This is a genomic window from Enterococcus olivae, from assembly GCF_053760925.1.
In genome coordinates this window covers 156,485-181,135 of sequence record NZ_JBSMVT010000002.1, presented here as the reverse complement: position 1 = coordinate 181,135, position 24,651 = coordinate 156,485, and the positions used below count along the sequence as shown (strand labels likewise).

The following is a 24,651-nucleotide window of genomic DNA, read 5'->3' as shown; positions in this document are numbered from 1 at the left end:
GATGAAAACGAACAGAAAAAATGGCAATATCTGGAAAAATATTTTTATTGCACTGGTTTTTCTCTTTCTCTATTTACCAATTATTATTGTGGTCATTTTCTCATTTAATACCTCGAAAATGAATATTTTATTTGAAGGTTTCACTACTTCTTGGTATCGAACGGTATTTGACAATCGGACACTCATGGAATCGTTAAAAAATTCACTTTTTGTTGGAGTAATTAGTACGATCTGTGCAACGATCATTGGAACATTAGGAGCTTTTGCTCTGCATAAATTTCAATTTCCCGGAAAAAACATCCTAGATAAGATCTTGTATATTCCGGTAGTTATTCCAGAAGTCGTTCTGGGTATCTCCTTATTGTCGATCTATTCGATTTCAGGAATCAGGCTTAGTTTATATACCTTGATATTTGCGCATATCACCTTTTGTATTCCTTTTGTTTTGATCAATGTTCGTGCGCGGTTAGCTGGATTGGATCATGCTTTAGAGGAAGCTGCGCTGGATCTAGGAGCACGTCCTTTTGTAGCATTTTATAAAATCACTTTACCGTTGTTGATACCCGGAATCACTTCAGGGGCGATGTTGGCATTCACTTTGTCATTAGATGATGTGATCATTAGCTTTTTTACAACTGGACCAGACAGTACGACCTTACCGTTAAAAGTTCTTTCAATGGTAAGAACAGGAGTAACACCTGAAGTCAATGCACTGTCAACGATGATGATGGTCGTCATGTTTGGGTTAGTTATTGCCAATGCCGTTTTTCAAGTTAGAAAGATCAAAAAATTGGCAAAATCGTAAATTTGAAGACAGGTGAATGTATTTGGAAGAAAAACGAATGATTTTTAAAAGCAAATCGATTTTTACAGGGATCGATAAGCGTTATCAAGAAGGATTTCTTGTTGTTGAAGGAGAGAAAATCAAAGAAATTTATCAAAGTTTTGGAGAAATTCCTTCACGTGATTTATTAGGAGCTGAATTTTATGATGTAGGAGAAAAAACCATTCTACCAGGCTTTATTGACTCGCATATCCATGTAAATTTGTCTGCCCTGGTTTATGCTGGAAAAATCAAATTAGCGACCGGCGGATCTGAAGAAGAATGTGTTCGTTCCTTAGTGAATCAAGTGGATCTGAAAAAACTAGATGAAGAAGCATGGTTAGTCGGGAAAGACTGGTATTCACCCACATGGAAAAACAAGGTGTTGCCTACAAAAAAAAGCTTAGATGCCTATTTTCCTGATATTCCAGTAGCGATGATCTCAGCTGATCTGCATACCTTGTGGGTCAATAGCAAAGGCTTTGAGCAATTAGCATTTGATCCAGAGTATTTGTCCTCACATAAAGAAGCATTCGAAAAGGAGATTGATACAAACGAATATACTGGTGTGATCAAAGAAGGCGCTGCTATGGCAGGGATCAGTAAAATCTTAACAGAGTCAATGGTAAGTAAGTCGGAGCATATCCATCTTTTTTTTGAGCAGCTTTTGAAAATGGGGATCACCTCTGTTTGTGACTTAGCTGTCTTACCTGATGAAACACAAGAAGAAATGGATGATCAAATATATCCAGAAGTTTATCAATATCTTGAAGAACAGAACAAACTCAAGATACGTGTCCATTTATTTCCCATTATGCAAGACGATTTGGATCGGATTGAGCATTGGCAGAAAAAATATCGAACAGAAAAACTACGAGTGGTCGGTGGCAAATATTTCTTTGACGGAGTGATCAGCACACACACGGCTTTTATGAAGGAAGTTTATGAGAATGACCCAAGAACACTGGGAACATCGATTGTTCCTCCAGAAAAAATCAAAAACAAAATAATGCTAGCCGCTTCACGGAACCTACCTTTAAGAATCCATGCGATCGGAGACCGCGCGATTGAACTGGCTATTGATTATTTTTTGGAAGCCAATGAAAAATACGGTGGATTGAACGAAGGCTTTCACTGCTTAGAACATTTGGAGATTATTGATCCAGTAGATATTAAAAAATTGAAAAAGAGCGGCGTTGTTGCCTCCGTCCAGCCAAGTCACTGCTTAATGGATTACCCTACTGTGTTTAAAGATGTTGGAAGAGAACGTGAGACACGTATGTGGCCTTTCCAGACATTGGTTGATCAAGGAGTTCCCTTAGCCTTTGGGACAGACGCCCCCGTAGTGACAAATGTTTCTCCACTAGAAAATATTTATTATGCGGTAACTCGTCAGACAGTCTCAGAGGAGCCTTTTGAAGGTTGGTTCCCAGCAGAATGTATGGATGTTGAAGAAGCTATTCTCGCCCAAACGAGAGAAGCGAGTAAAGCGTGTAGCTTCTCAGATAAAATTGGAACTTTAGAACGAGGAAAATTTGCGGATTTTATTGTATTAAGTCATAACATTGAACAGACTTCCTCCAAAAAAATTCTCCAGATGCATGTAGAAATGACTATTTCAAACGGAGAAATAAACTATCAAGAAACTAAAAACGCAACGGTTGTTGCAGAGTAAAAAACAGACAGGAGAGATCAAAGATGAGTAAAGAACAAGTGATTGCCGATTTAGACAAAGTTTTAGGATATATCCACAGTGATTCACTGACCGAGGACGAAAAAGAAACCATTACAGAGCAAACAGTCGACTATTTCAATAATTATGTGAGCCCTGGTTGGTTAAAATACCGAAAATCAGTTTCAACAAATGCCGCAGTCGTTGAATGGACGGATAAAGATTCATATTGTTATGGACTAAAGGGAGAAACCTTTATTGATTGCTTGGGAGGATTTGGTATTTACACTTGTGGTCATCGAAATGAAGAGATATTAAACACTGTCAAAGCTCAATTGGAGCATCAAGCATTGCATTCTCAAGAATTGTTAGATCCTTTGAGAGGCTATCTGGCGAAGGCAGTTGCGGATATCACACCAGGAGATTTAGAGTATTGCTTCTTTACAAATGGTGGAGCTGAAGCGGTTGAAATGGCGTTGAAGCTTGCTCGAATTGCGACCGGAGGCAGCTGGTATATATCAACAGTAGGGGCTTTTCATGGGAAATCAATGGGAGCCGTTTCAATGGGCGGAAAAGGAACCTATCGTTTACCTTACACACCAATGGTTCAGCAAGTTCAGCACGTAGAATATGGAAATGCAAAAGATATGAGAAAGGCCATTCAAAATTTGACTGTGGTCGGAGAAAAAGTAGCTGCAGTCATTTTAGAACCGATCCAGGGAGAAGCGGGCGTGATCATTCCACCAAAAGGTTACTTGAAGGAAGTTCGTGAAATCTGCGATGAGTACGGTGTGGCATTGATTTTCGATGAGATCCAATCAGGAATGGGCAGAACAGGGACGATGTGGCGTTGTGAGGCGGAAGAGGTTGTTCCTGATATTATGACTTACGGTAAAGCTTTTGGTGGTGGGATCATGCCGATCACTGGAATTATTTGTCGTCCAAAAATGTGGGTTCAAAAGTTGGTTGATAACCCATGGTTGTTAGGTTCTCCAACCTTTGGAGGCAATCCTCTCGCATGTTCAGCTGCTCTGGCAACAATCTCTTATATGTTGAAAGAAGATATTCCTAAACAATGTCAGGAAAAAGGGGATTATCTGCTTGAACAATTAAAGACTTTGGCAGTGAAATATCCGACTGTGATCGAAGAAGTTCGCGGGGCTGGATTGATGATCGCTATTGAGTTTTTCTCAGATGAGATCGGGTACGATGTGGCAAAATCATTGTTTTCTCAAGGCGTTATGACAGCGGGAACTTTAGTTAATTCAAAATGTATTCGTTTTGAACCAGCTGGAACGATTACTTTAGACCAATTAGATCAAGTCGTTGAGCGGTTGGACGTTGCATTAAAAAGCACCAGCGAGACCTTAGCATAAATCATTGTTTAATTTTTAGTGGATGGATGGATTTCAATGAAAAAAATGAAAAATAAGAGACCGAAAGACGATGGTTTTTACATGCCTGCTGAATTTTCAACGCATCGAAGAACCTACATGATCTGGCCACAACGACCAGACAATTGGCGGTTAGGCGGCAAGCCAGCTCAAAAAAATTTCGTTGAGATTGCCCATGCTATTGCTGATTTTGAAGAAGTCGTGATGCTTGTGCAGGCGGATCAGTATCAACATGCACGTCAGCAACTCAATGAGAAAGTCGTAGTTATTGAAATGAGTACCAATGATGCTTGGGCTCGAGATACCGGGGCTTCATTTATAAAAAATCAAGCTGGAGAACTAAGAGGAATAGACTGGCGGTTCAATGCTTGGGGCGGCTTAACAGATGGCTTATATTTTCCTTGGGATTTAGATGACATGGTAGCACAAAAGATGTGCCAGTTAGAAAGATGTGATCGATATTTTTTGGAGGATTTTGTACTAGAAGGCGGTTCGTTTCATGTCGATGGTGAGGGAACGGCTTTGGTAACGGAGGCGTGTCTCTTGAGTGCTGGAAGAAATCCTCATTTGACAAAAGCAGAGATTGAAGCGAAGCTCAAAGAATATTTAAATGTCGAGTGTGTGATCTGGGTACCTCATGGAATTTATCAAGATGAGACCAACGAACACATTGATAATCTGTGTGCCTTTATTCGACCAGGAGAGGTTGTTCTGGGGTGGACGGAAAATAAGGAAGAGCCTCAGTATGCCTATTCTCAGGCTACATTTTTAGCTCTGTCCAAGCAAAAGGATCATAAAGGACGTTCGTTGATCATTCATAAGATTCCAATTCCAACGGATCTAGAGATGACTGAAGAAGAAGCGAACGGCTTAGATCAGGTAGAAGGAACGCTTCCCAGAAAAAAAGGAGATTACTTGGGCGGTTCGTACATCAACTTTTATTTTTGCAATGGAGCAGTGATACTGCCTGCATTTGGTCATCTGCTTGATAAAAAGGTAAAAGAACTATTTAGCAAGCTTTTGCCAGATAGAAAAATTATTCAAATCTATTCAAGAGAAGTGTTACTTGGCGGAGGAAACATTCACTGTATCACCCAACAAGTACCGTTGTAAGGGAGGAAACCAATGCGCTTAGTTACAGTTGCTGCTACTCAAATGAGTTGCTCATGGGATTTGGAAGATAACTTGAAAAAAGCAGAGAAACTTGTGCGAAAGGCTGCACAACAAGGAGCAAAAATCATTCTGCTTCAAGAACTATTTGAAACACCTTATTTTTGCCAGCAAGAAAGATACGAATATTTTCAATATGCAAAACCAACTTCGGAAAATGTAGCGATTCACTATTTTCAAGCAATTGCGAAGGAGTTAGAAGTTGTTTTGCCGATCAGTTTTTTTGAACGAGCGAATAATACTTTTTTCAATTCACTGGTAGTCTTGGATGCGGATGGGACCATTATGGAGACGTATCGCAAGACGCATATCCCAGATGGTCATTCTTATGAAGAAAAATTTTATTTTGCACCTGGAGATACAGGCTTTAAAGTTTGGGATACCCGTTACGGTAAAATCGGTGTAGGTATCTGTTGGGACCAGTGGTTTCCTGAAAGTGCACGCTGTATGACTTTACTAGGAGCTGAATTACTGATGTATCCTACCGCAATCGGTTCAGAACCTGTTCTGAATAGGGATAGTCAGTCTCATTGGCAGAGAGTCATGCAGGGACATGCTGCTGGCAACCTCGTTCCAGTCATTGCCTCAAATCGCATCGGAACAGAAGTAGATGACAGTCAGATGAACTTTTATGGCACATCGTTTATTACGGATCATTTTGGAGAAATTTTGAATCAAGCTGATCGTGAAACCGAATCTGTGATTTTAGCGACGGTTGATTTAGATCAGGCCGCGTTTGAACGAAGAACTTGGGGGATCTATCGTGATCGCCGACCGGAGCATTATCAGCCAATTATGGAGATGTAACCGAATGATCGGTTTATAAAATTCGATCAAGTAAGAAAAAAGAGTGTGGAATAAGTGCAAGCTACTTATGCTATTTATCAAATAAAGGAAGAAAGTGGGTGTGTTAGACATGTTGCGTAATCAATTACCGAAGATCATCACAGGTGAAGTGCCTGGTCCCAAAGCATCTCAGATTATTCAAAGACGTAAACAATCTATTCCCGATGGTGTCACTTGTGTGTATCCAATTGTTATTGAAGAAGCGAGTGGTGCGATGCTACAAGATCCTGATGGAAACATTTTTCTTGATTGGGTTGGAGGTGTAGGAGTTTTAAATGTTGGTCATACACATCCAGCGATCGTGGAAGCTGTTCAAGAACAATCTGAGAAATTTTTTCATGGCATGATGAATATAGTGACGCACGAAAATTATGTGTTACTTTCAGAGAAATTGGCTCGATTGGCTCCAGTCAAAGGAGAAGGGAGGAAGACATTTTTCGCTAATAGTGGCGCTGAAGCAGTCGAGAATGCAGTGAAGATCGCTAAGGCCGCGACGAAAAGAACCAATATCGTCGTGTTCTCAGGAGCCTTTCATGGGCGGACTTTGATGACGATGACAATGACCTCAAAAAAAGCCTATGCGAAAGGGATGGGCGCTCTGGCGAATGGTGTTTTTCGTGCTGAGTTTCCTTATTATTACCGTAGTCCTGTCAGCCCAGCAGAAGCACTCGATTATTATATAGACAAAATAGACAAAGTCTTTGAAGAATGTACCCCAGCTGATGAGATTGCTGCGATTGTTTTAGAGCCGCTACAAGGTGAAGGTGGTTTTATACCAGCTCCATTTGAATATGTAAAAGCATTACGAGCTATTTGTGACAAAAACGGTATTTTATTGATTGCTGATGAGGTACAAACAGGATTTGGTCGTACAGGTAAAATGTTTGCTTCAAACTATTGGGAAGAGTTAGGGTTTCAACCAGATATCTTAGTTATTGCTAAGTCTCTTGCAGCGGGATTACCATTGAGTGGGGTCATTGCTAGAGCAGCTATCATGGATGCGGTCCCAGCTGGAATTATTGGTGGAACTTATGGCGGGAACGCGATTGCTTGTGCTGCAGGTTTAAAAGTATTGGAAATTTTTGAGCAAGAAAAGCTGATAGATAGAGCACAGGAAATTGGGCAAAAGTGTATGGAAGAATTTATAAAATGGCAGAAAGAATTTCCAGTGATTGGCGACGTTCGAGGATTAGGAGCAATGATTGGGATCGAATTTATTAAAGATAAAGAGACCAAACAACCTTACCCAGAGTTTGTTAGTCAATTAGTTCAAACTTGTGTCCAATCAGGTTTGATCATTGAGAATGCTGGGATTCATGGGAATGTCATTCGCTTTCTAGCACCACTTGTTATAAGCGAGGAGCAGCTACAGAGGGGCTTGTCCATATTACATGAAGCGATCAAGGAAGTGAGTCACTCTTTTGGGGAGAGTTTTTTTAGTTGGGAAAACAGTTAAAATTATTCCAGCAATGAAAACTTTTTGATCCTACAAAGGAATTTTTATTGAATCAACTTTTTCGAAACTTCTTCATAAATATCTGAACAATAATAGACTGTCTCTGGATTTAGTGGCAGTTTTTATTTTGTTTGGATATTTTTTGTCTTATTTTTCCTTAAGGAACCATCCCTTCATTGAAGGTCCATTCTAATTAACCTATAATTAGCTCAAGAAGGTCTGCATAGTATGGCATTTGAGCTTCCATACAGCTATCTTTTACTTGTTGCAAAGGGCATACGTTTAAACGAAAGTGATCATACAAAATAGTAGTCAAAAAGTTTTGTGAGAATTACAAAGTTGGCTGGTATCGATAACAAACTAGTTATTAGAAAGACAAGGGTAAGTATATGAAAGTAGCTATCTTAAGTGGCGGACTATTGGTCATCTTTCTCTATTTGATCATACAAGGAGTTCGTTGTTATTTAGCAGTAAAAGCTAGTAAAGAGCGACTTGTTTCATATAGGGTAGAAACAGAAATACTTGATTTTGGAAAGATCGCTTATATGGATGAAGGGAATGGGGAAGTCATTCTCTCCATACATGGTATTTTTGGTGGTTATGATCAAGCATATGAAACAGTGAAAAATTTTAAATCTTCTTGTAGGGTCATCGCGCCATCAAGATTCGGCTATTTAGGCAGCGATATTTTAGGAGCAGGGACGCCTTCAGAACAAGCGGCCGTTTTTGTTCAATTACTCGACAGGCTAAGGATTGAACAAGCCTATATACTAGGGACCTCTGCTGGGGGAACAAGTGCTATTCGTTTTGCTTTAGACTATCCGGAAAGAACCAAAGGATTGATCCTCTACAGCTCGGCCATGCCTTTTGTTGAAAAGCCTGCGAATTATTCTGAATATGCGGGTCCACCCGCTTTTTTATGCAAGGACTACACGATGTTCTTATTAAGTCCTTTATTTTCACTTTTGATGGGGATGGACCCAGCAACTATTTATTCCATGTTGCCTACTTCCGAAAGAAAAAAGGGAATCGTCTTAGACGCTGCAGTAACAAATCCTGATATGGCTAGAAATTTTAATGAATACCCTATTGAAACACTTCAAGCTCCAGTCTATATCTTTCATGCCAAAGATGACAAGCTAGTAAATATTCAAGCAGTCAAAGATGTGATCGATCGTTTTCCCAAAGCTACTTTTGTTTCCTTTGAAACCGGTGGCCATTTAATGGTGGGGCATTCTGAAGAAATTGAACAGACGTTGCTCCAGTTTATCGATAGACAGTCTGATTGATCAGTCTATCTATTTTCAATCCAAAGAAGATTTAAAGAAAGGATCGTTTTCCCCTAGGAGAAAATGATCCTTTTTTTGTTCTTGACTCCTCCATCAGACAGAAAATTCCTTTATACTATTTTTTATCAAATGAAACTGTAGGTTGAATCGTCAGAATTTTCAGAAAATGAAGTATCTTTGGAGAAGGAGTAGAAAAAGGAGAAAATAAAAGGAAATGGGGAGTAAACAGATGAATTTTTTAGAAGCAGCAACACATCCACTGATTTATGGAATGGTTATTATTGGCTTATTGTACGTTTCAGCAATTGCTTTATTGTCTGTAAGAAAATCGTGGAAGCGAGCAAGAGAACTAGGTTATACGAAAGAGCAATTAATGAGGATCGTCCGATCTTCTGCAACATTTACGATCGTACCTTCGATCGCGATCGTCGTAGGTTTCTTTTCTTTAGCCTCTTTGTTGGGCATTCCGTGGGCTTGGTGGCGCTTGAGTGTGATCGGCTCAGTCACGTTTGAGATCATGGCAGCCAATATTGCGTTGGCAACCAACAATGTAAGTGCCGCGACGGCTTCGGCAGGGGATTTTGTTTTGGTAATGTTTGTGATGTCGATCGGAATCATTGGTGGATTAGTTTTGTCAGCTTTTCTTGCCGAGAAAATCCATACCGGATCGATCAAGCGAAAAGACCGTGATCCACGTTGGGGAGCCTTGGGCAATAGTGTGTTTATGCAGGCGATCATCATCGCTTTTGTCGTACCGATGCTGTTGTCAGGTATCGTCAATCTGTTGACCTTGCTTACGAGTGGTCTGGCTGCGTATTTGCTGCAGCTCATAGCAGTGAAAATTCCGAATGGCTTGGCTGAGCAATTTTATCCTAGTCTTCGCGATGCTGATCGCTATGGGATCGGCAATCTTGTGGACCGGACTTTTAGGCTGATAATTATCTGAAAAGGAGAGACAGAACATGAAAAAAGACCAACCAACTGAAACAAACAAATACATTCATTCTATGCATAAATTTGGCCGACGAGCCGCTGTTTTGACGATCATCGTCATGCTGGCCATGCCTACGATCGCCGGGATCTATTTTGGCGAGTTTCCAAGTTTAGTTCAAATTCTGACTGCTAGTGCAGGTTTATTAGCTATTTTTATTCCAACCAATATCGGAGAAGTTATTTCTTACACGCCAATCGTCGGCAGTTCGATTTATTTGACCTTTATTATACCGGCAATCTTGCCAATTTGAAACTACCGGTCGCAACAAATGCGGTCCAGATGATGGACGCTTCCTATGGAACAGAGGAGGCCGATATTTTCAGTTCGATCGCAGTAGGTGTTTCTTCATTTGTCACGATTTTAGTTTTGGCACTGGGAGTGATCTTGATGATCCCACTACAGCCGATTTTGGAGACACCCGTTGTGCAAACCGCAACAGCTTATATTTTGCCAGCTTTGTTTGGGACCTTGATCGTTTCGATGATGGATTCCCGTTTGGGTAGTGGAATTACGTCACCGAACAAGATCAAAGGGGGGATCTTACCCTTTCTTGGTACCCTGTTGATCGCTGTATTGGATCAATATGTTTTCCACATTGGGATTATGTCTAGATATCAAGGGCTAGTCGTTCTAGTGTTATTGCCCTCGCTTTATTTCGGGACAAAATTCCTTTACGACAAAGGACAGAACGATGTGTATCTTCCCGGAGAAAAATAAAAAAGAAGTGAGTGGGAAAAAATCCCGCTCACTTTTTTACTTATTCCCATAGAAACTGTTGCAGTAACAGATCGACTTCGCTATTTTCGTGGAGCTGACTGTGTTGGGCGTTTTCAGTGATGATCGAGTAAGTGATCGTTGCACCTTGTTCCTGCATCACGTGATAGATCGCCAAGGCACTGCCTAAAGGAACGGTACCATCACTTAGGTCTTCCGGACTAACTTGTCCAGCGATCAGCTGGATCGTGGGTTCGTTGATTGTTGGAGCAAGAGTATAGAAATCATTCAAGCGATCTAAAAAGGCATTGGGACCATTGGCCAGTAGATCTTCAATGGACTGTTCGGTACTGGTATCAACAAAATCATTGAAAGGAGCACCGATCGCACTAAATTTTTCTACGACAGGCAGCGAAGTATCATTGGGATAGGTGCCTAAATAACGGAAGCTGCTGACACCACCCATGGAATGACCGACAAGGTTGACTGTTTCTACCTGTTCGTTAGTTTTTAAATAACTCAAAACTGAGCGGATCCATTCCGCTTGATTCCATTCATGGCTTTGGTTGTCTTCAAAAAGTACCTGAATCATGGGATTGTTTGCTTCACCAGTCAGCTGTCCTTCTGTTTGCAAACTGCCATCAGCTAAAACAGTGATCGTCAGTTCCTTTTTTGCCAAACCCGTATCTTCCATTCGTTGAATCAGAGGCCCGAAAGAGCTTCTTCCTCCGGCAAAGCCATGGATGAACAAGGTGGGGGTTGTTGACTTGGGAAAGGCTTCTTCTGTAGAAGTTGAAGTTATTTGTGTGGTTTCTTCGGTTTGATTCACAGCCGTTGCTTGTTGACCACAGGCAGCAAGTAGGAACAAGGACAGCAATAAAAAGATTTTTTTCATAATGAACTCCCTCAATTTGTATTAGCCACATTATAGTAGAAAAAGAAAAATAGAACAAATCAATGACGTGTGTGCATCGATGCACGCCATAACGAAAACTACTTGTGACGAATTTCGAGCAAAAATAAAGAATTTCAGAAGAAAATACTTGAAAAAGGATTTCGATTCTGTTAATATGTTCCAGTGTGCATGAAACACCGTGTTTTGTGTGCGCTGAAACACGTGGGAGGAGAAATTTTGATCTCCAATTCACCACATCACGGACTCAAGGAGGTATGTCTCGTGGCAAAAAAAGTAGAAAAACTAGTTAAATTGCAAATCCCTGCAGGTAAAGCAACACCAGCTCCACCAGTAGGTCCTGCATTAGGTCAAGCGGGTATCAACATCATGGGATTCACTAAAGAATTCAACGCTCGTACAGCTGATCAAGCAGGTTTGATCATTCCGGTTGTTATTTCTGTATACGAAGACCGTTCATTCACTTTCGTTACAAAAACACCGCCAGCAGCAGTATTATTGAAAAAAGCTGCAAAAATTGATAAAGGTTCAGGCGAACCAAACAAAAACAAAGTAGCTAAAGTTACTAGCGATCAAGTAAAAGAAATCGCTGAGTTGAAAATGGAAGACCTAAACGCAGCTAACGTTGAGTCAGCAATGCGCATGGTCGAAGGTACTGCACGAAGCATGGGAATCACTGTAGAATAATTTTCTACTGACCCCCAAGGAAGTAGCTTCTCAGTCGGCTCTGTATTGAAAGATATAGGACACGTGGGAGGTTCTACCGTTATAACCACATCAAGGAGGAAACACAAAAATGGCTAAAAAAAGCAAAAAAATGCAAGATGCATTGAAAAAAGTTGATGCGACTAAAGCATACGCAGTGGAAGAAGCTGTAGCATTAGCAAAAGACACAAATAGTGCAAAATTCGACGCAACTGTTGAAGTTGCTTACCGTCTAAACGTAGACCCTAAAAAAGCGGACCAACAAATCCGTGGTGCAGTGGTGCTACCAAACGGAACTGGTAAAACTCAAAAAGTATTAGTATTCGCTAAAGGCGAAAAAGCAAAAGAAGCAGAAGCTGCTGGCGCTGATTACGTTGGCGAAGGCGACTTGGCTCAAAAAATCCAAGGTGGCTGGTTCGATTTTGATGTTGTTGTAGCGACACCTGATATGATGGCTGAAGTTGGTAAACTAGGACGCGTTTTAGGACCAAAAGGTTTAATGCCTAACCCTAAAACTGGTACTGTAACAATGGATGTTACAAAAGCGATCGAAGAAGTAAAAGCTGGTAAAGTAACTTACCGTGTTGACCGTAACGGAAACGTTCATGTTCCAATCGGTAAAGTATCTTTCGACAACGAAAAACTTGTTGAAAACTTCAACACGATCCATGATGTATTAGTGAAAGCTAAACCATCTGCAGCAAAAGGAACTTACATGAAAAACATCACAGTGACAACAACATTTGGACCTGGTATTCATGTAGATTCAGCTTCTTTCTAAGCAAATATCAAAAATTAAACAAAAAAATTATTGACTCAAACACCTTTCTTATGTTAAGGTGTTTGAGGTTAAATAATTAACTGTACCGAAGACAGTAGGTGACGTCAGTCATAATTCCTACCGAGGACATTTATTGAGAAACTTCAATTGTCCCTCTATGTCTACGGTGGCATAGAGTTTTTTTCTGTCTTTTGACAAAAGAACTCTTCCATCAAAACCAGGAGGTGAATTTTAATAATGAGTGAAGCAACTATCGCTAAAAAAGCTGCAATTGTAGATGAAGTAACTGCTAAATTCAAAGAAGCTGCATCTGTAGTAGTCGTTGACTACCGTGGATTAACAGTTGAAGAAGTAACACTTTTACGTAAACAATTGCGCGAAGCAGGCGTGGAGATGAAAGTTATCAAAAACTCTATTCTTTCACGTGCAGCTGAAGCAGCTGGTTTGGAAGGCATGGGTGAAGTATTCACTGGCCCGACAGCAGTAGCATTCAGTAACGAAGATGTCGTAGCACCTGCGAAAATCATCAACGATTTTGCTAAAGATGCAAAAGCATTAGAAATCAAAGGCGGTATCATCGAAGGTAAAGTTTCTTCATTGGAGGAAGTTATTGCTTTGGCAAAACTACCAAACCGCGAAGGCTTACTATCTATGCTTTTATCTGTACTTCAAGCGCCAGTCCGCAACGTGGCTTACGCTATCAATGCAGTGGCAGAAAAAGACGGAGATGCAGCTTAATTGCCGCATGATACACGTATTATAAATAACAAAAACTAAAAAAATTACCTATTATATGGAGGAAAACAAAAATGGCATTGAACATTGAAAACATTGTCGAAGAGCTAAAAGGCGCGACAATCTTAGAATTAAACGACTTAGTTAAAGCTATCGAAGAAGAATTTGGCGTATCTGCTGCTGCTCCTGTAGCTGTAGCTGCTGGTGGCGCTGGTGAAGCTGCTGAAGAACAAACTGAATTCACAGTTGAATTAACAGCTGTTGGTGATTCAAAAGTTAAAGTTATCAAAGCAGTTCGTGAAGCAACTGGCCTAGGCTTGAAAGAAGCTAAAGCTGTAGTTGATGGAGCTCCTGCACCAGTTAAAGAAGGCGTTTCTAAAGAAGACGCTGAAGCATTGAAAGCTTCTCTAGAAGAAGTTGGCGCTTCTGTAACTGTTAAATAATCTTTTCAAGATATTTGAAAACTGGAAGACCTATTTTAGGTTTTCCAGTTTTTTTAGTATAGTCTGATCTATCATATTGAATGCCTATTAGCATTATAAAGGATGGAAGTTATTATTAAAAATATTCCTAATTATCTATCGATCATCAGAATGCTGTGTGCCGTTTGTTTAATAATGGCTGAACCGTTATCCCTGTTATTATTGCTTGTGGAATAAGTGATGTGCTGAATGGCTATCTTGCTAGACGCTTAGGTGTCACCAGTAAATTAGGGCAAGTGTTGGATAGTTTAGCAGATCTGATTTTTGTTAGTATCATGCTGTTTGTTTTCCTACCGAGAATAAAATTGTCTGATCTGATCCTAGTTTGGAGAGTGGGTATAGCCTTGGTTCGTTTGACTTCAATAATCATAGGGTACACAAAATACCATCAAATTTCTTTTTTACATACGCTATCCAATAAATTTACAGGAATCGTCTTATTTTTCTTCCCAGTATTATTTACTATAGCTGGAAAAGATCTGGGAGTCATTTTGATTGGTTTAGTTGCTAGTGTTTCAGCGATCGAAGAATTGTTTATACTTGTCCTATCAACAGAATTACAACGCGATATACAATCAATTTTTCATCTTTGATTTGTTCAAAAAAAGAAGGGTACTTTTATAACCAGCTCAGTTGATGTGAGGTTCAAAGTAGCATACAGAAAAGAGGTAATTATGGAACATTTTGTTCAAGATCATCAATCAAGCTATGCACAAGCTTTAAAGGAAATCAAAAGCGGATGGAAGCAAAGTCATTGGATGTGGTTCATTTTTCCACAGGTGAAAGGACTTGGCAGAAGTTCAACAGCCGAATACTATGGCATCGACTCGCTTCAGGAGGCGTTGCTCTTTCTGAAACATCCAGTTTTAGGAAGTCATCTACAGGAGATCTCACGGGAGTTACTTTTTCTAGAATCAAGTGATGCTTATGCGATCTTTGGCTCTCCCGATGAATTAAAATTGCATTCATCGATGACTTTGTTTGTCTTGATAACAGAAGAAGACAGCGTGTTTCAGCAAGTCTTGGAAAAGTTTTTCCAAGGGGCATACGTTAAAAAGACTTTAAAAATTCTAGGAATCCAAAAGTAAGTATTTGGTATAACTGTTGACTATAAAAAAAGCTTCCGAAATCAGCTTTCAGAAACTTTTTTGGTTATTTACTTAAATATTTGGTAAAGAATTCATCGCTCGAATATTATTTTTGATCTATCGTGCCGTACGTTTGTTTTTATTCAAGACATCCAAACCTTTTTCTCTGGTACTGATAAATTGCACAATGAGAAAGGCCAATGAGAAAGCAAGTAGAACGAGTAGATTCAAACCAAATGTCTGATAAAAGTCATTGCCGAAGCTTGGACTGTCACCAATCAATTGATTGTTTTGAATAAACCAATAAGAAGGTGTAAAGGCTGCAATACGATTGACAATATCTGGTAGGATTTCTGATGGAACAAAAACACCGCTGATAAAACAACTTCCCAAAATAAAGATATTACTGACACCACTGATCGTATCAATGTTACTGGTTAGACTGGTGACCATGATCGAAAATGCCACCATTGTAAAGAAGAATGCCAATATGTTCACTACAAAGAGTCCTAGAATTTGTACATCCTGAATCTTGGAAAAATAAAGGACAAAGGCCCCAAATCCAATAGTCAATACCAAAGAATACAGTAAATTGGCAGTCCCGACTTTTCGTGAAAGCTTTCGACGGGACATGGGTGAGCAATTATTTCTCATGCGAACGGCTGGACGATTAAACGAGACATTGACCAGTCCATAGGCTGAGAAAATCGATGCAAATAAACCATAGGCTAAGAGATTGACTAAACGAGCAGCCACACTTTTTCTGACCCGCTGATTATATTCTGAATCCAGTTGATAGTTTTTTTCGGTCTGTAAAGTTTTTCTTGTTTGCTGTAACAGAGTTTCTTGGGAAGCATCGGGTTGATTCCTTTGGAAAAGCAAAAAGGTATTTAAAAATTGATTAATCGACGTATCCACAAGAACTTTGGAAAAAGTCCCGGGTCTCGTTCGAACGATTAATTCGGGCTGATTTCCTTGTAACAATTCCTCACTGAATAAAGAGGGAATTGTTACAATATAGGAAATTTCTTCAAAATACAAAGCATCATCCAAGCCTTTTTCAGAAGCATCTGCAAGCTGGACAACATTTTGTTCCTCTTCTAAATAGTCAATCAGTTCGAGAGCAATCGGAGAATCATCTTCAGATAAAATCGTGATATCGGCTTTGCGAGCTTCGGCTTCATAATCGGTACTGATAGCACCAGATTGGGCAAAAATGATAAAAGCAGTAATTGCCACACCTAGTAGTAGGGTTCCTCGATTTGATCGCAAAATTTTAAAGACGGTTTTATAAATGTTCATAGGAAACTCTCCTTTCGAAATAAACATTTGCTAAGAAAAAGAGTAGGGTAAATCCGGCTAACCATAAAAGATTATGGTAAAAAGGCGTGAGTGACTGGTAATAAAATAATTGGAAAAAGCTTTCGCTAATTAAATTCACTAAGTTGATTCGACCGAGAAGTGGCAAATTTTGACTAATCCAAAATTTCAAGCTGGTTGAGCCCATCATTCCGGCTAGGAAACTCAAAATCATTGTGATGGTCGAACCAATACTGATTTTCTGATCAAAGGTAATTTTGGAAGAAAAATTACCTAACAAAGTTCCTAAAGAAAGGGCATTTAATACACCTAAAGCAACGAGAACTAAGAGCCATTGCCAATGATTTCCAAATGCCACTCCATAGATATAACGAAAGACGGCTAAAATAATCAAGATTTGTGTGAAAAACAGGACAAAACTAGCCAGTAAATTGGCTAATGAAACGACAAATTTGTTTCTTGGTGAGAGACTGACTCGAATGCCGTTGGCTGATTGATCGGCTTGCTGGTCATTTGTATTTCCCAGACCCCAAATCAAACCGTTCATAATAGCCATTCCGATTAAAGTGTAGAAAAAATAATCGCTTTGATTGGCATGGGCTTGCTCTTGATCAGTAATAAAACTCGTTTGCTGACTTAATTCTGAGGCGATTTCTTCATAGGAAAGACCCGCTGCCATCAAAATTTCGACTTTGTCTTGTGATTGGAGATATTGATTTAAAAAGTCTAATAGAATCGACTGTGGGATTTGATTACGTCCAACGAACAATTCAATGTTTCCATCAGTAAATTCGTAGTAACCGACAATATCGTCAGCAGCAAGTTGTTCATCGGCTTCTGTCTTTTCTAAATGTTGAACTTCAAATAAGACGGTGTCATCAGATTTTACTTCTTCTAAAATAGCTTCAAATTCTGCACTATCTTCGCCATTTGTTACGATACCAATCGGGGAAGTTTCTAGTGAGATCGGAGACGATAGATTACTAAAGGCTGCCATAAACAAAAGTCCTAAGAGTATGGGGAATAACATTGTCCAGAAAATGAGTGGAAGATTTCTGGATAAAATTTTTAATCGATAGGTAAATAAATGCCAAAACATAGATTTTCTCCTCCTTGTTCGTGTTCGTTTGATGGTTGCTTAATCTCGCAACTCTTTTCCAGTGATTTCCAAGAAGACATCGTTAAGGGTGACTTCTTCGGTATGGAGATTGGCATAGGCAATTTGTTGATTTTGTAAATACGTCAGGATTGGCAACAAGCTATCTCTGGTTGATTCCACTCGTAAAGTTAAGATCAATTGATCATACTCAACATCCAAGACACCAGGGATTTTTTGTAAATCCTCTTTAGCGGTATCTGTTAATGAGGGAACTTCCAACAATAATTTTTCACCGGTTCGAACCATGTTTTTTAATTCTTCTTTGCTTCCTTTAGCAATGACTTGTCCTTGATCGATAATGACGATTTGATCACAAAGAATTTCGACTTCTTCCATGTAATGCGTCGTATAAACAATCGTCGTGCCTTGTTTATTGAGTTCTTTGATGCTGCTCAGAATTTTATTCCGACTTTGCGGATCCACTGCCACAGTCGGCTCATCTAAGAAAATTAATTCCGGCTTATGGGAAATACCACAAGCGATATTTAAACGACGACTCAAACCACCACTTAATTGACTAGGTAAAAATTTCCGAAATTTATCTAAACCAACTAATTCAATGACCTCTTCTACATATTGCTGGCGTAGCTTTTTATCGTTCACATACAAACCACAGTAGTAATCAATATTTTCCGTGACGTTTAACTCTTGGAAAATCGCTACTTCTTGAGGCACGATCCCAATCCGACGCTTAATATCAAAACGAGTGGGTGACATTTCTTCACCGAATAATTTCACCGTACCTCTGTCATAAGTCAATAAGGAAAGCATACAATGAATCGCGGTCGATTTCCCACTGCCGTTCGGACCCAATAAGCCTAAAATTGTTCCTTCTTCAACTTCTAAATTAAAATGATTCAAAGCCAATAAATCTTTATAGCGTTTGACTAAATTTTCGATTTGTATCACCATAATGAAAAACTCCTTTTCTTTTTCTTTATACTCTGACTATAATAGAAATAAGTCATGGATAGTAGTGTCGATTGACTAAAAGCAACATGACATTTGTCATATTACCAGTCCCACTTTGCCAGTCCTACTTAACAGGAACACCAAGCTAGTAGGATGGTATGCGCGCTGAGAATGAAATTTAAATTTTTGGTGTTTGAAAATTTAAATACATGCAACCGAAGCAGCACCAGGAACTCTAAGTTAGTAGGATGGTATGCGTAGTGAGAATCAAATTTAATTACTCTAAATCAAACTAGTTTAATTCATTAAAAGAAATAAGGGGGGAGACGATGGAAAGACAATCTTTTTTTATGGTGTATCTTTTCTTGCAAATTTTGAGTTTCTTATTGCTCTTTCAAGAAGGTTTTCAACCAATCTTTGTCTTGTTTTTATTATTAAGTATCATTTTTATGTCACCTACCTTATATATTGAGGGCGTCAAAGGGAGAGGTGTGACCTTGCTTCTTTTTTATGGAATGAGTCTCTTTTTTCCTGAAGTAGGTTATTTTTTGCCAGCAACTTGGTGGATAATCAATCGCAATGAGCTCGTGCCAATCTGGTGGTCACTGATTGGTTTGATGGGCATTTTTCTCTTAGAATTAACTTTGATTGTCAAAATAATGGTCGCGTTAATGATCTTATTGGCAACGTATCTCAGCTACTTGCGAAACAATTATCTAGAGATGACGTACCAGTTGTTAGAGTTAAAAGACGACAGTTGGGAAAAGGAACAAGTTCTACGAAGGAAAAACGAAGAATTACAAAAGTCGCAAGAGATGGTGTTAAATTTAGAAATTGCTGAGGAACGTAATCGAATTGCTCGTGATATCCACGACAATGTGGGACATCTGTTGTCCAGTGCGATCATTCAGTTGGGGGCATTAGAAGTTGTCAACGAAGATGAAAACCTGCAACAGCCTTTGACTCAATTAAAAGACACCGTGCATACAGGAATGAATCGAATTCGTGAGAGTGTCCATGATCTACATCAAACATCTCTGGCTTTTCAAAAGGGATTAGAACTTATACTGGAGGATTTTCATTTTTGTCCAGTGACGATTGAAGGAGATCTATCCAATGAGTTGTCTGCGGAAGAAAGTCAAATCTTCTTGACGGTGATTCGTGAAGCTTTGGCAAATATTATGAAGCACAGCAATGCGACGCAAGTGAAGATTGAACAGGCAAATTTGCCGGCTTTTTATCGCTGTCAAATTGTGGATAACGGCACGAAGCAAGCCGTTGGTAAAAAGGGAATTGGTTTGTTGAGTATGCAGCAACGAATGGAAGAAATTGGCGGACAGCTCCACACTAATCAAACAGACAAAGGATTTACTGTGACGATGATTTTACCGAAAACACAAAAATAAAACAGCAAAGGAGGAGATTAAATGATTCGTGTGATTGTGGTAGATGATGATCGTTTGGTGACGGAGTCTTTGCGGACAATTTTAGAAATTGATTCCGAGATTCAAGTGCCAGCAATTGGCCATTCAGCGGAGGAAGCGGTCAGCTTATATCAAGAATTTCAACCAGATGTTTTATTGATGGATATTCGGATGGGAGAACAGACCGGGATTGATGCGGCGAAAAAAATCTTTACCACTCAACCGGAAGCGGTCGTGTTATTGTTGACGACTTTTTCTGATGACGAATATATCCGTGAGGCCTTGCAAATTGGTGTGAAGGGTTATCTCATCAAACAAAACTTAGCGGATATCATTCCAGCGATCAAGGCTGTGAACAAAGGCCAATCGGTTTTTGGTAATGAAATCGTTGGAAAATTGTCGAGTATTCTTACTCAAAAAGGCAGAGAGATGACGATCGAACTGACCGATCGAGAACAAGAGATTTTAGAACAGATCGCCGAGGGGAAAAATAATAAGGAGATTGCTCAGACCTTGTATTTAAGCGAAGGGACTGTCCGAAATTATATCAGTCAATTGTTAGATAAATTAGAAGTCAGAGATCGCACACAGTTGGCGATTTATTATTATAAAAATATCCAACCATAAACAAAGAGCAAAAACGATCTAGCATTAGCAGGAGCTAAGTTTAGATCGTTTTCGCTTTAAAGATAAGAATTATTTTGAAGCAATTTGTTCGGCATATAATTTTCCATCATACATTTTGAAAAATGGATAATAGATCAGCATCGAGAGACCTAGATTGATCAAGGCGATCAGGACAGCCCGCCAATCACCGCCTGATCCCAAGAAAGCACCGATTCCGACTGGAGAAATCCAAGGAATACCAGTAATTATTTTATTGACCAGTTGCATCGAGGTAGCCAAGTAGGCAACCGATGCACTAACGATCGGTGTCAGAATAAAGGGCAGGATCAGATAGGGATTGTAAACGATGGGAGCCCCAAAGATCACCGGTTCGTTGATGTTGAAGATGCCCGGTAAAATAGCTGTTCGTCCGAGAACTTTCAACTGATCTGATTTCGCAAACAGAAGCATCAGTAGTACTAATCCTAAGGTGCTACCAGCACCGCCTAAGAAGATATACATATTGGTAAAATCACCAGCAAAAATATTGTTCGCACCGTCGATATTTTCGGTAAGAGCAACTAATAAGATTGGATTGATAAAGCTGTTTTTGATAATGGCAGTCCCGTGAACACCGACTGCCCATAAAAGATGGATCAACAGCATGATCACTACGATACCCAACCAAGATCCGGTCAGATCCTTCACGAATTCAAAAGGTTGTGACAGCAGACCGTGAAGATCTGTATGGAAAACAGCTAAAATCCCATTGATCACCACCATTACCAAAGCAATCAAAATGGCTGGGATCAATGAAGCAAAGGCTTTACTGACACCATCAGGTACGCCCTCTGGCATGCGGATCGTCAGGTTTTTATTCATACAAAAACGATAAATTTGTGTAGCAATCACTGCGGCGATAATTCCTATGAAGATGCCGATACCGCTGAAGCGACTGATCCAGCCACCGATCTCTACGCCATTATAGATCATCGCAGACTCACTGGTTTCTTGCACGAGATGTGCCGCACCATCTGTGATATCGACTTGGACGATGGTCAAAAGAAAAGCGAACAGACCCAGGATCGCACCGACAAAGCTGCTTAGGCGTTGATCCTCTTGTCGATAGCTGTCAGTCAGGTAATAAGCTGTTGCTAAACTATAGAAAACCGCGATCGATCCAATCGACATAGTCGTAACAACGCTATAGAGCGGTGAAAATTTTAAGATCGTTGCCTCGAAAAAAGGAGCGAGAGGCGGTAGGATCTGTGGAAGATTATTGATGATCAGAAAGATCGATCCCACGATCGTAAAGGGAACAGTGATGACACCGGCCTGCATGATTGCTCGAATGAAGCGCAAGTTGGCCATTTTATTTAAAGGTGGCATCAGTTTTGTTTCTAAAAATTGAAAAATACGATTCATTTTGGTTCAACCTTTCTATGATGGAAGCTGATGGGTCTCGATCAATTTTTGATACCAATAAAAGCTATCTTTTTTATAACGTGCCAGCTGTTTTTCATCCTTTTCGTCTCGATCAACGTAAATGAAGCCATAGCGCTTGCTGATTCCTTCGTGGACGCTAACTAGATCGATCGCTGACCAAGGACTGTAGCCAAATAAATCGACTCCAGCTTCGATGGCTTCCAAGCATTGACTAAGATGTTGCTGCAAGTAATTGATTCGATAGGTATCGTGGATCTGCCCATCCTCGGTCAATTCATCGCGGGCACCTAAACCATTCTCTGTGATAATGATTGGCAAATGATAACGGTCATAAAGAGTTTGCAGAGTTGTTTTCAACCCGTCTGGATCGATCGTCCAATTGAATTCATTTTTTTGAAGGAAGGGATTGGTGTAACCTTTGTAAAAGCCCCATTCCATAATGTCTTCACTTTGTTGATCGCTGATCCCGTCTGACATGCCGTCTTTTTTGACTGGTTTTTCCACAGTGACCGTCGTATAAAAGTTCATGGCAATAAAATCTGGGAAGTGCGCTTGCATCAGTTCTTCGTCTTCTGGTGCAAAGCTAATCGTCACGCCCTGTTGATTCAAGTAGTCTTTGAAAACTGTGTTGTAGCGACCGAAGCAAGAAAAGTCCAGATAAGCCCAGTTTCTGACACTGTTGAAATACAGTGAAGCTTGATTGTCTGCCGGTTTACTGGTTGCCGGATAAACAAGAGAAATATTTGGCACAGGTCCGATCTTGCCATTTTCAATCAGTTCATGACAGAGCTTGAAGGCATATTTTTCCGCTATCATCAAATGATGGAATTGCTGGTATTTTTCTTGCAATGGAATCGAGTGCCCCAAAATCTTTTGATCCACTAGTAGCATGATATTTGGTTCATTGATTGTCAGCCATTTTTTGACCCGATCTCCGTAAGCTTCAAACAAGGTTTTGGCATATTCTGTAAATGCTTCGACAGTCGTGCGAACGCTCCAGCCACCTTCATCTTCTAGTGCTTGTGGTAAGTCAAAGTGATTTAATGTGATGATCGGTTCGATCCCCTGACGTAAACATTCATTGATGACATCTTTATAATGGGCTAGTCCTGCTTGATTGATCTCCCCGCGACCTTGGGGAAAGATTCTTGTCCAGGCTACAGAAAAGCGAAAGACCTGCAGTCCTAATTCCGCTAATAAGCGAATGTCTTCTTTATAATGATGGTAATGATCGACAGCTACAGTGAAATCAGTGATCTCATGATTGTCACGGGGACGTGTGTCTTGAACACTCAATCCTTTGCCATCAGCCAGATAGCCGCCTTCAGTTTGATGGGCACTAATGGAAGCACCCCATAAAAAATCTTTTGGAAATGTTTTTGACATTATTTTTCTCCTTTGATTTGTAAATAATAAGAAATTATTCCTAGCTGTCATCGACTTTGAATAAGAGAAAACAGCAAAAGGCTTCTCTAAACAGTATACTGTTTTTTAGTGGAAAATCGAATTTCTAAACCTCAAAAAAACGTCCGGAAATTTTTCCGAACGTTTTATCTGTTTATTCTACTTCAAAAATCCAACCCTCAGGTGCTGGACGATCACCATATTGAATGCTGACCAATTCATCGTATAATTTTTTGGTGACTGGTCCGACTTCGGTCTCACTGTAAAAGACATGGAACTCGTCTTTTGTTTGGATGCCACCGATCGGTGAGATCACTGCAGCTGTTCCGCAAGCACCAGCTTCAACAAATTGATCAAGCTCATCCAAATGAACTTCTGCTTCGACGGCTTTCATTCCAAGTTTCTCTGCTAGATGGAGTAGAGAATATTTGGTGATACTTGGCAGGATCGAAGGTGATTTTGGCGTAATAAACTCATTGTCTTTGGTGATCCCAAAGAAGTTGGCAGAACCGACCTCCTCGATTTTGCTGTGTGTCTCTGGATCAAGATAGATACAGTCAGAGAAATTTTTGCCTTGAGCTTCTTCACCAGGAAGCAAGCTGGCTGCATAGTTTCCACCAACTTTGGCTGCACCTGTTCCGTTAGGTGCGGCACGATCGTAATCGGAGACGATGAAGTTGGTAGGGGCCATGCCACCTTTGAAGTAAGGACCTACGGGCATACAAAAAACAGTAAAGATGAATTCATCTGCTGGATGGACACCGATCGTATCACCCACACCGATCAATAGTGGTCGAATATAAAGAGTCGCGCCTGTACCATAAGGTGGAACAAATTCACGATTGGCTTTGACGACTGATTTGACCGCATCAATGAACATTTCTTGCGGAACTTCTGGCATGCGCAGGCGGTTGGCACTGCGATTCAGACGTTTGCTATTCTCATCCACACGGAATAAGTTGATACCACCATCTTTTCTACCATAGGCTTTCAAACCTTCGAAGCACTGCTGACCGTAGTGTAAAGCAGGTGAAGATTCACTGATATGTAAAGTACTGTCTTCGGTCAGTGTGCCTTCTTCCCATGAACCGTTTTTCCATTTAGCGAGAAAACGCCATGGCGTTTTTATATACTCAAATCCTAAGCTGTTCCAATCAATTGTCATAAAAAACCACTCCTTGTTCATATTGTTGCTAGTATATCACTTATCGAAAGTATTGTCATTATTCTGAAAATTTCCAAAACAATAAATTTCATAGAGAAATCTTGCTGTCATTCAAAAGTTCCAACGAATAAAAGTAGACAAGTCACAGATGGT

General features: G+C 40.0%; 24 protein-coding genes, 1 pseudogene and 1 other annotated feature. Of the genes and pseudogenes, 18 read left to right on the top strand and 7 right to left on the bottom strand.

All coding sequences use genetic code 11. The annotated features are described in order from the left end of the window. The first annotated feature begins 1 nt into the window (after nucleotide 1). The 10 genes and pseudogenes from ACWODM_RS03055 to ACWODM_RS03010 all read left to right on the top strand — a co-directional run bounded on the left by ACWODM_RS03055 (nucleotide 2) and on the right by ACWODM_RS03010 (nucleotide 10,361). Nucleotides 2-805 (top strand): ABC transporter permease, encoded by an 804-nt coding sequence (locus ACWODM_RS03055; protein ID WP_455319896.1) that lies wholly within the window; start codon nucleotides 2-4, stop codon nucleotides 803-805. A gap of 37 nt (nucleotides 806-842) precedes the next feature. Then, nucleotides 843-2,498, top strand: a complete 1,656-nt coding sequence (locus ACWODM_RS03050) for an amidohydrolase (protein ID WP_455319895.1) — start codon at nucleotides 843-845, stop codon at nucleotides 2,496-2,498. A gap of 17 nt (nucleotides 2,499-2,515) precedes the next feature. Continuing rightward, nucleotides 2,516-3,871: pseudogene (locus ACWODM_RS03045) on the top strand (putrescine aminotransferase); the annotation flags it as partial. Between the two features lie 36 nt (nucleotides 3,872-3,907). Next, entirely contained in the window at nucleotides 3,908-5,002 is a 1,095-nt protein-coding gene (gene aguA, locus ACWODM_RS03040) for an agmatine deiminase (RefSeq protein ID WP_455319894.1), read from the top strand. Nucleotides 5,003-5,014: 12 nt separating this feature from the next. Then, nucleotides 5,015-5,866, top strand: a complete 852-nt coding sequence (gene aguB / locus ACWODM_RS03035; protein ID WP_455319893.1) for an N-carbamoylputrescine amidase — start codon at nucleotides 5,015-5,017, stop codon at nucleotides 5,864-5,866. A 109-nt stretch (nucleotides 5,867-5,975) separates the two neighbouring features. Beyond that, nucleotides 5,976-7,361 (top strand): aspartate aminotransferase family protein, encoded by a 1,386-nt coding sequence (locus ACWODM_RS03030; protein ID WP_455319892.1) that lies wholly within the window; start codon nucleotides 5,976-5,978, stop codon nucleotides 7,359-7,361. Nucleotides 7,362-7,750: 389 nt separating this feature from the next. Beyond that, nucleotides 7,751-8,650: an alpha/beta fold hydrolase gene (locus ACWODM_RS03025; protein ID WP_455319891.1), complete on the top strand. Its 900-nt coding sequence runs from the start codon at nucleotides 7,751-7,753 to the stop codon at nucleotides 8,648-8,650. A 229-nt stretch (nucleotides 8,651-8,879) separates the two neighbouring features. Next, nucleotides 8,880-9,596, top strand: coding sequence for a DUF5058 family protein (locus ACWODM_RS03020; protein WP_455319890.1), 717 nt, complete (start codon nucleotides 8,880-8,882; stop codon nucleotides 9,594-9,596). 16 nt (nucleotides 9,597-9,612) lie between these two features. Next, on the top strand, nucleotides 9,613-9,894 hold the full coding sequence (locus ACWODM_RS03015; RefSeq protein WP_455319889.1) for a hypothetical protein: 282 nt from the start codon (nucleotides 9,613-9,615) through the stop codon (nucleotides 9,892-9,894). A 32-nt stretch (nucleotides 9,895-9,926) separates the two neighbouring features. Continuing rightward, nucleotides 9,927-10,361: a hypothetical protein gene (locus ACWODM_RS03010; protein ID WP_455319888.1), complete on the top strand. Its 435-nt coding sequence runs from the start codon at nucleotides 9,927-9,929 to the stop codon at nucleotides 10,359-10,361. 40 nt (nucleotides 10,362-10,401) lie between these two features. Here ACWODM_RS03010 and ACWODM_RS03005 read toward each other — a convergent pair whose 3' ends face one another. Continuing rightward, entirely contained in the window at nucleotides 10,402-11,253 is an 852-nt protein-coding gene (locus tag ACWODM_RS03005) for an alpha/beta hydrolase (RefSeq protein WP_455319887.1), read from the bottom strand. A gap of 282 nt (nucleotides 11,254-11,535) precedes the next feature. On the opposite strand from ACWODM_RS03005, the gene rplK reads away from it, so the two are divergent. The 6 genes from rplK to ACWODM_RS02975 all read left to right on the top strand — a co-directional run bounded on the left by rplK (nucleotide 11,536) and on the right by ACWODM_RS02975 (nucleotide 15,062). After that, on the top strand, nucleotides 11,536-11,958 hold the full coding sequence (rplK, locus tag ACWODM_RS03000; protein WP_455319886.1) for a 50S ribosomal protein L11: 423 nt from the start codon (nucleotides 11,536-11,538) through the stop codon (nucleotides 11,956-11,958). A gap of 109 nt (nucleotides 11,959-12,067) precedes the next feature. Further along, on the top strand, nucleotides 12,068-12,757 hold the full coding sequence (gene rplA, locus ACWODM_RS02995) for a 50S ribosomal protein L1 (protein WP_455319885.1): 690 nt from the start codon (nucleotides 12,068-12,070) through the stop codon (nucleotides 12,755-12,757). Nucleotides 12,758-12,824: 67 nt separating this feature from the next. Beyond that, nucleotides 12,825-12,950 (top strand) — a sequence feature (ribosomal protein L10 leader region). Between the two features lie 44 nt (nucleotides 12,951-12,994). Further along, on the top strand, nucleotides 12,995-13,495 hold the full coding sequence (rplJ, locus tag ACWODM_RS02990) for a 50S ribosomal protein L10 (RefSeq protein ID WP_455319884.1): 501 nt from the start codon (nucleotides 12,995-12,997) through the stop codon (nucleotides 13,493-13,495). 71 nt (nucleotides 13,496-13,566) lie between these two features. Further along, a complete protein-coding gene (rplL, locus tag ACWODM_RS02985) occupies nucleotides 13,567-13,935 on the top strand; it encodes a 50S ribosomal protein L7/L12 (RefSeq protein ID WP_455319883.1) in 369 nt (122 codons plus the stop codon). A 188-nt stretch (nucleotides 13,936-14,123) separates the two neighbouring features. Further along, the gene (locus ACWODM_RS02980; RefSeq protein WP_455319964.1) at nucleotides 14,124-14,567 is read left to right on the top strand and encodes a CDP-alcohol phosphatidyltransferase family protein; all 444 of its coding nucleotides are present in this window, start codon (nucleotides 14,124-14,126) and stop codon (nucleotides 14,565-14,567) included. A gap of 81 nt (nucleotides 14,568-14,648) precedes the next feature. Beyond that, nucleotides 14,649-15,062 (top strand): DUF1810 domain-containing protein, encoded by a 414-nt coding sequence (locus tag ACWODM_RS02975; RefSeq protein WP_455319882.1) that lies wholly within the window; start codon nucleotides 14,649-14,651, stop codon nucleotides 15,060-15,062. 117 nt (nucleotides 15,063-15,179) lie between these two features. On the opposite strand, the gene ACWODM_RS02970 is transcribed toward ACWODM_RS02975, so the two are convergent. The 3 genes from ACWODM_RS02970 to ACWODM_RS02960 are packed head-to-tail and all read right to left on the bottom strand — an operon-like array spanning nucleotide 15,180 to nucleotide 18,453. Then, complete coding sequence (locus ACWODM_RS02970; protein ID WP_455319881.1) at nucleotides 15,180-16,364, bottom strand: ABC transporter permease; 1,185 nt, start codon at nucleotides 16,362-16,364, stop codon at nucleotides 15,180-15,182. Further along, the gene (locus ACWODM_RS02965; protein ID WP_455319880.1) at nucleotides 16,351-17,481 is read right to left on the bottom strand and encodes an ABC transporter permease; all 1,131 of its coding nucleotides are present in this window, start codon (nucleotides 17,479-17,481) and stop codon (nucleotides 16,351-16,353) included. Before ACWODM_RS02965 ends, ACWODM_RS02970 begins: the two co-directional genes overlap by 14 nt. Nucleotides 17,482-17,520: 39 nt before the next feature. Then, nucleotides 17,521-18,453 carry an ATP-binding cassette domain-containing protein gene (locus tag ACWODM_RS02960; protein ID WP_455319879.1) on the bottom strand — a complete coding sequence of 311 codons (933 nt, stop codon included), beginning with the start codon at nucleotides 18,451-18,453 and terminating at the stop codon, nucleotides 17,521-17,523. Between the two features lie 329 nt (nucleotides 18,454-18,782). Here ACWODM_RS02960 and ACWODM_RS02955 point away from each other — a divergent pair, with 329 nt between their 5' ends. Further along, on the top strand, nucleotides 18,783-19,859 hold the full coding sequence (locus tag ACWODM_RS02955; RefSeq protein ID WP_455319878.1) for a sensor histidine kinase: 1,077 nt from the start codon (nucleotides 18,783-18,785) through the stop codon (nucleotides 19,857-19,859). Between the two features lie 21 nt (nucleotides 19,860-19,880). Continuing rightward, nucleotides 19,881-20,504: a response regulator transcription factor gene (locus tag ACWODM_RS02950; protein WP_455319877.1), complete on the top strand. Its 624-nt coding sequence runs from the start codon at nucleotides 19,881-19,883 to the stop codon at nucleotides 20,502-20,504. A gap of 69 nt (nucleotides 20,505-20,573) precedes the next feature. On the opposite strand, the gene celB is transcribed toward ACWODM_RS02950, so the two are convergent. The 3 genes from celB to ACWODM_RS02935 all read right to left on the bottom strand — a co-directional run bounded on the left by celB (nucleotide 20,574) and on the right by ACWODM_RS02935 (nucleotide 24,498). Beyond that, nucleotides 20,574-21,908 (bottom strand): PTS cellobiose transporter subunit IIC, encoded by a 1,335-nt coding sequence (gene celB / locus ACWODM_RS02945; RefSeq protein ID WP_455319876.1) that lies wholly within the window; start codon nucleotides 21,906-21,908, stop codon nucleotides 20,574-20,576. A 15-nt stretch (nucleotides 21,909-21,923) separates the two neighbouring features. Next, nucleotides 21,924-23,315 carry a glycoside hydrolase family 1 protein gene (locus ACWODM_RS02940; RefSeq protein WP_455319875.1) on the bottom strand — a complete coding sequence of 464 codons (1,392 nt, stop codon included), beginning with the start codon at nucleotides 23,313-23,315 and terminating at the stop codon, nucleotides 21,924-21,926. Between the two features lie 172 nt (nucleotides 23,316-23,487). Continuing rightward, a complete protein-coding gene (locus tag ACWODM_RS02935) occupies nucleotides 23,488-24,498 on the bottom strand; it encodes a branched-chain amino acid aminotransferase (protein ID WP_455319874.1) in 1,011 nt (336 codons plus the stop codon). Nucleotides 24,499-24,651: the final 153 nt, after the last annotated feature.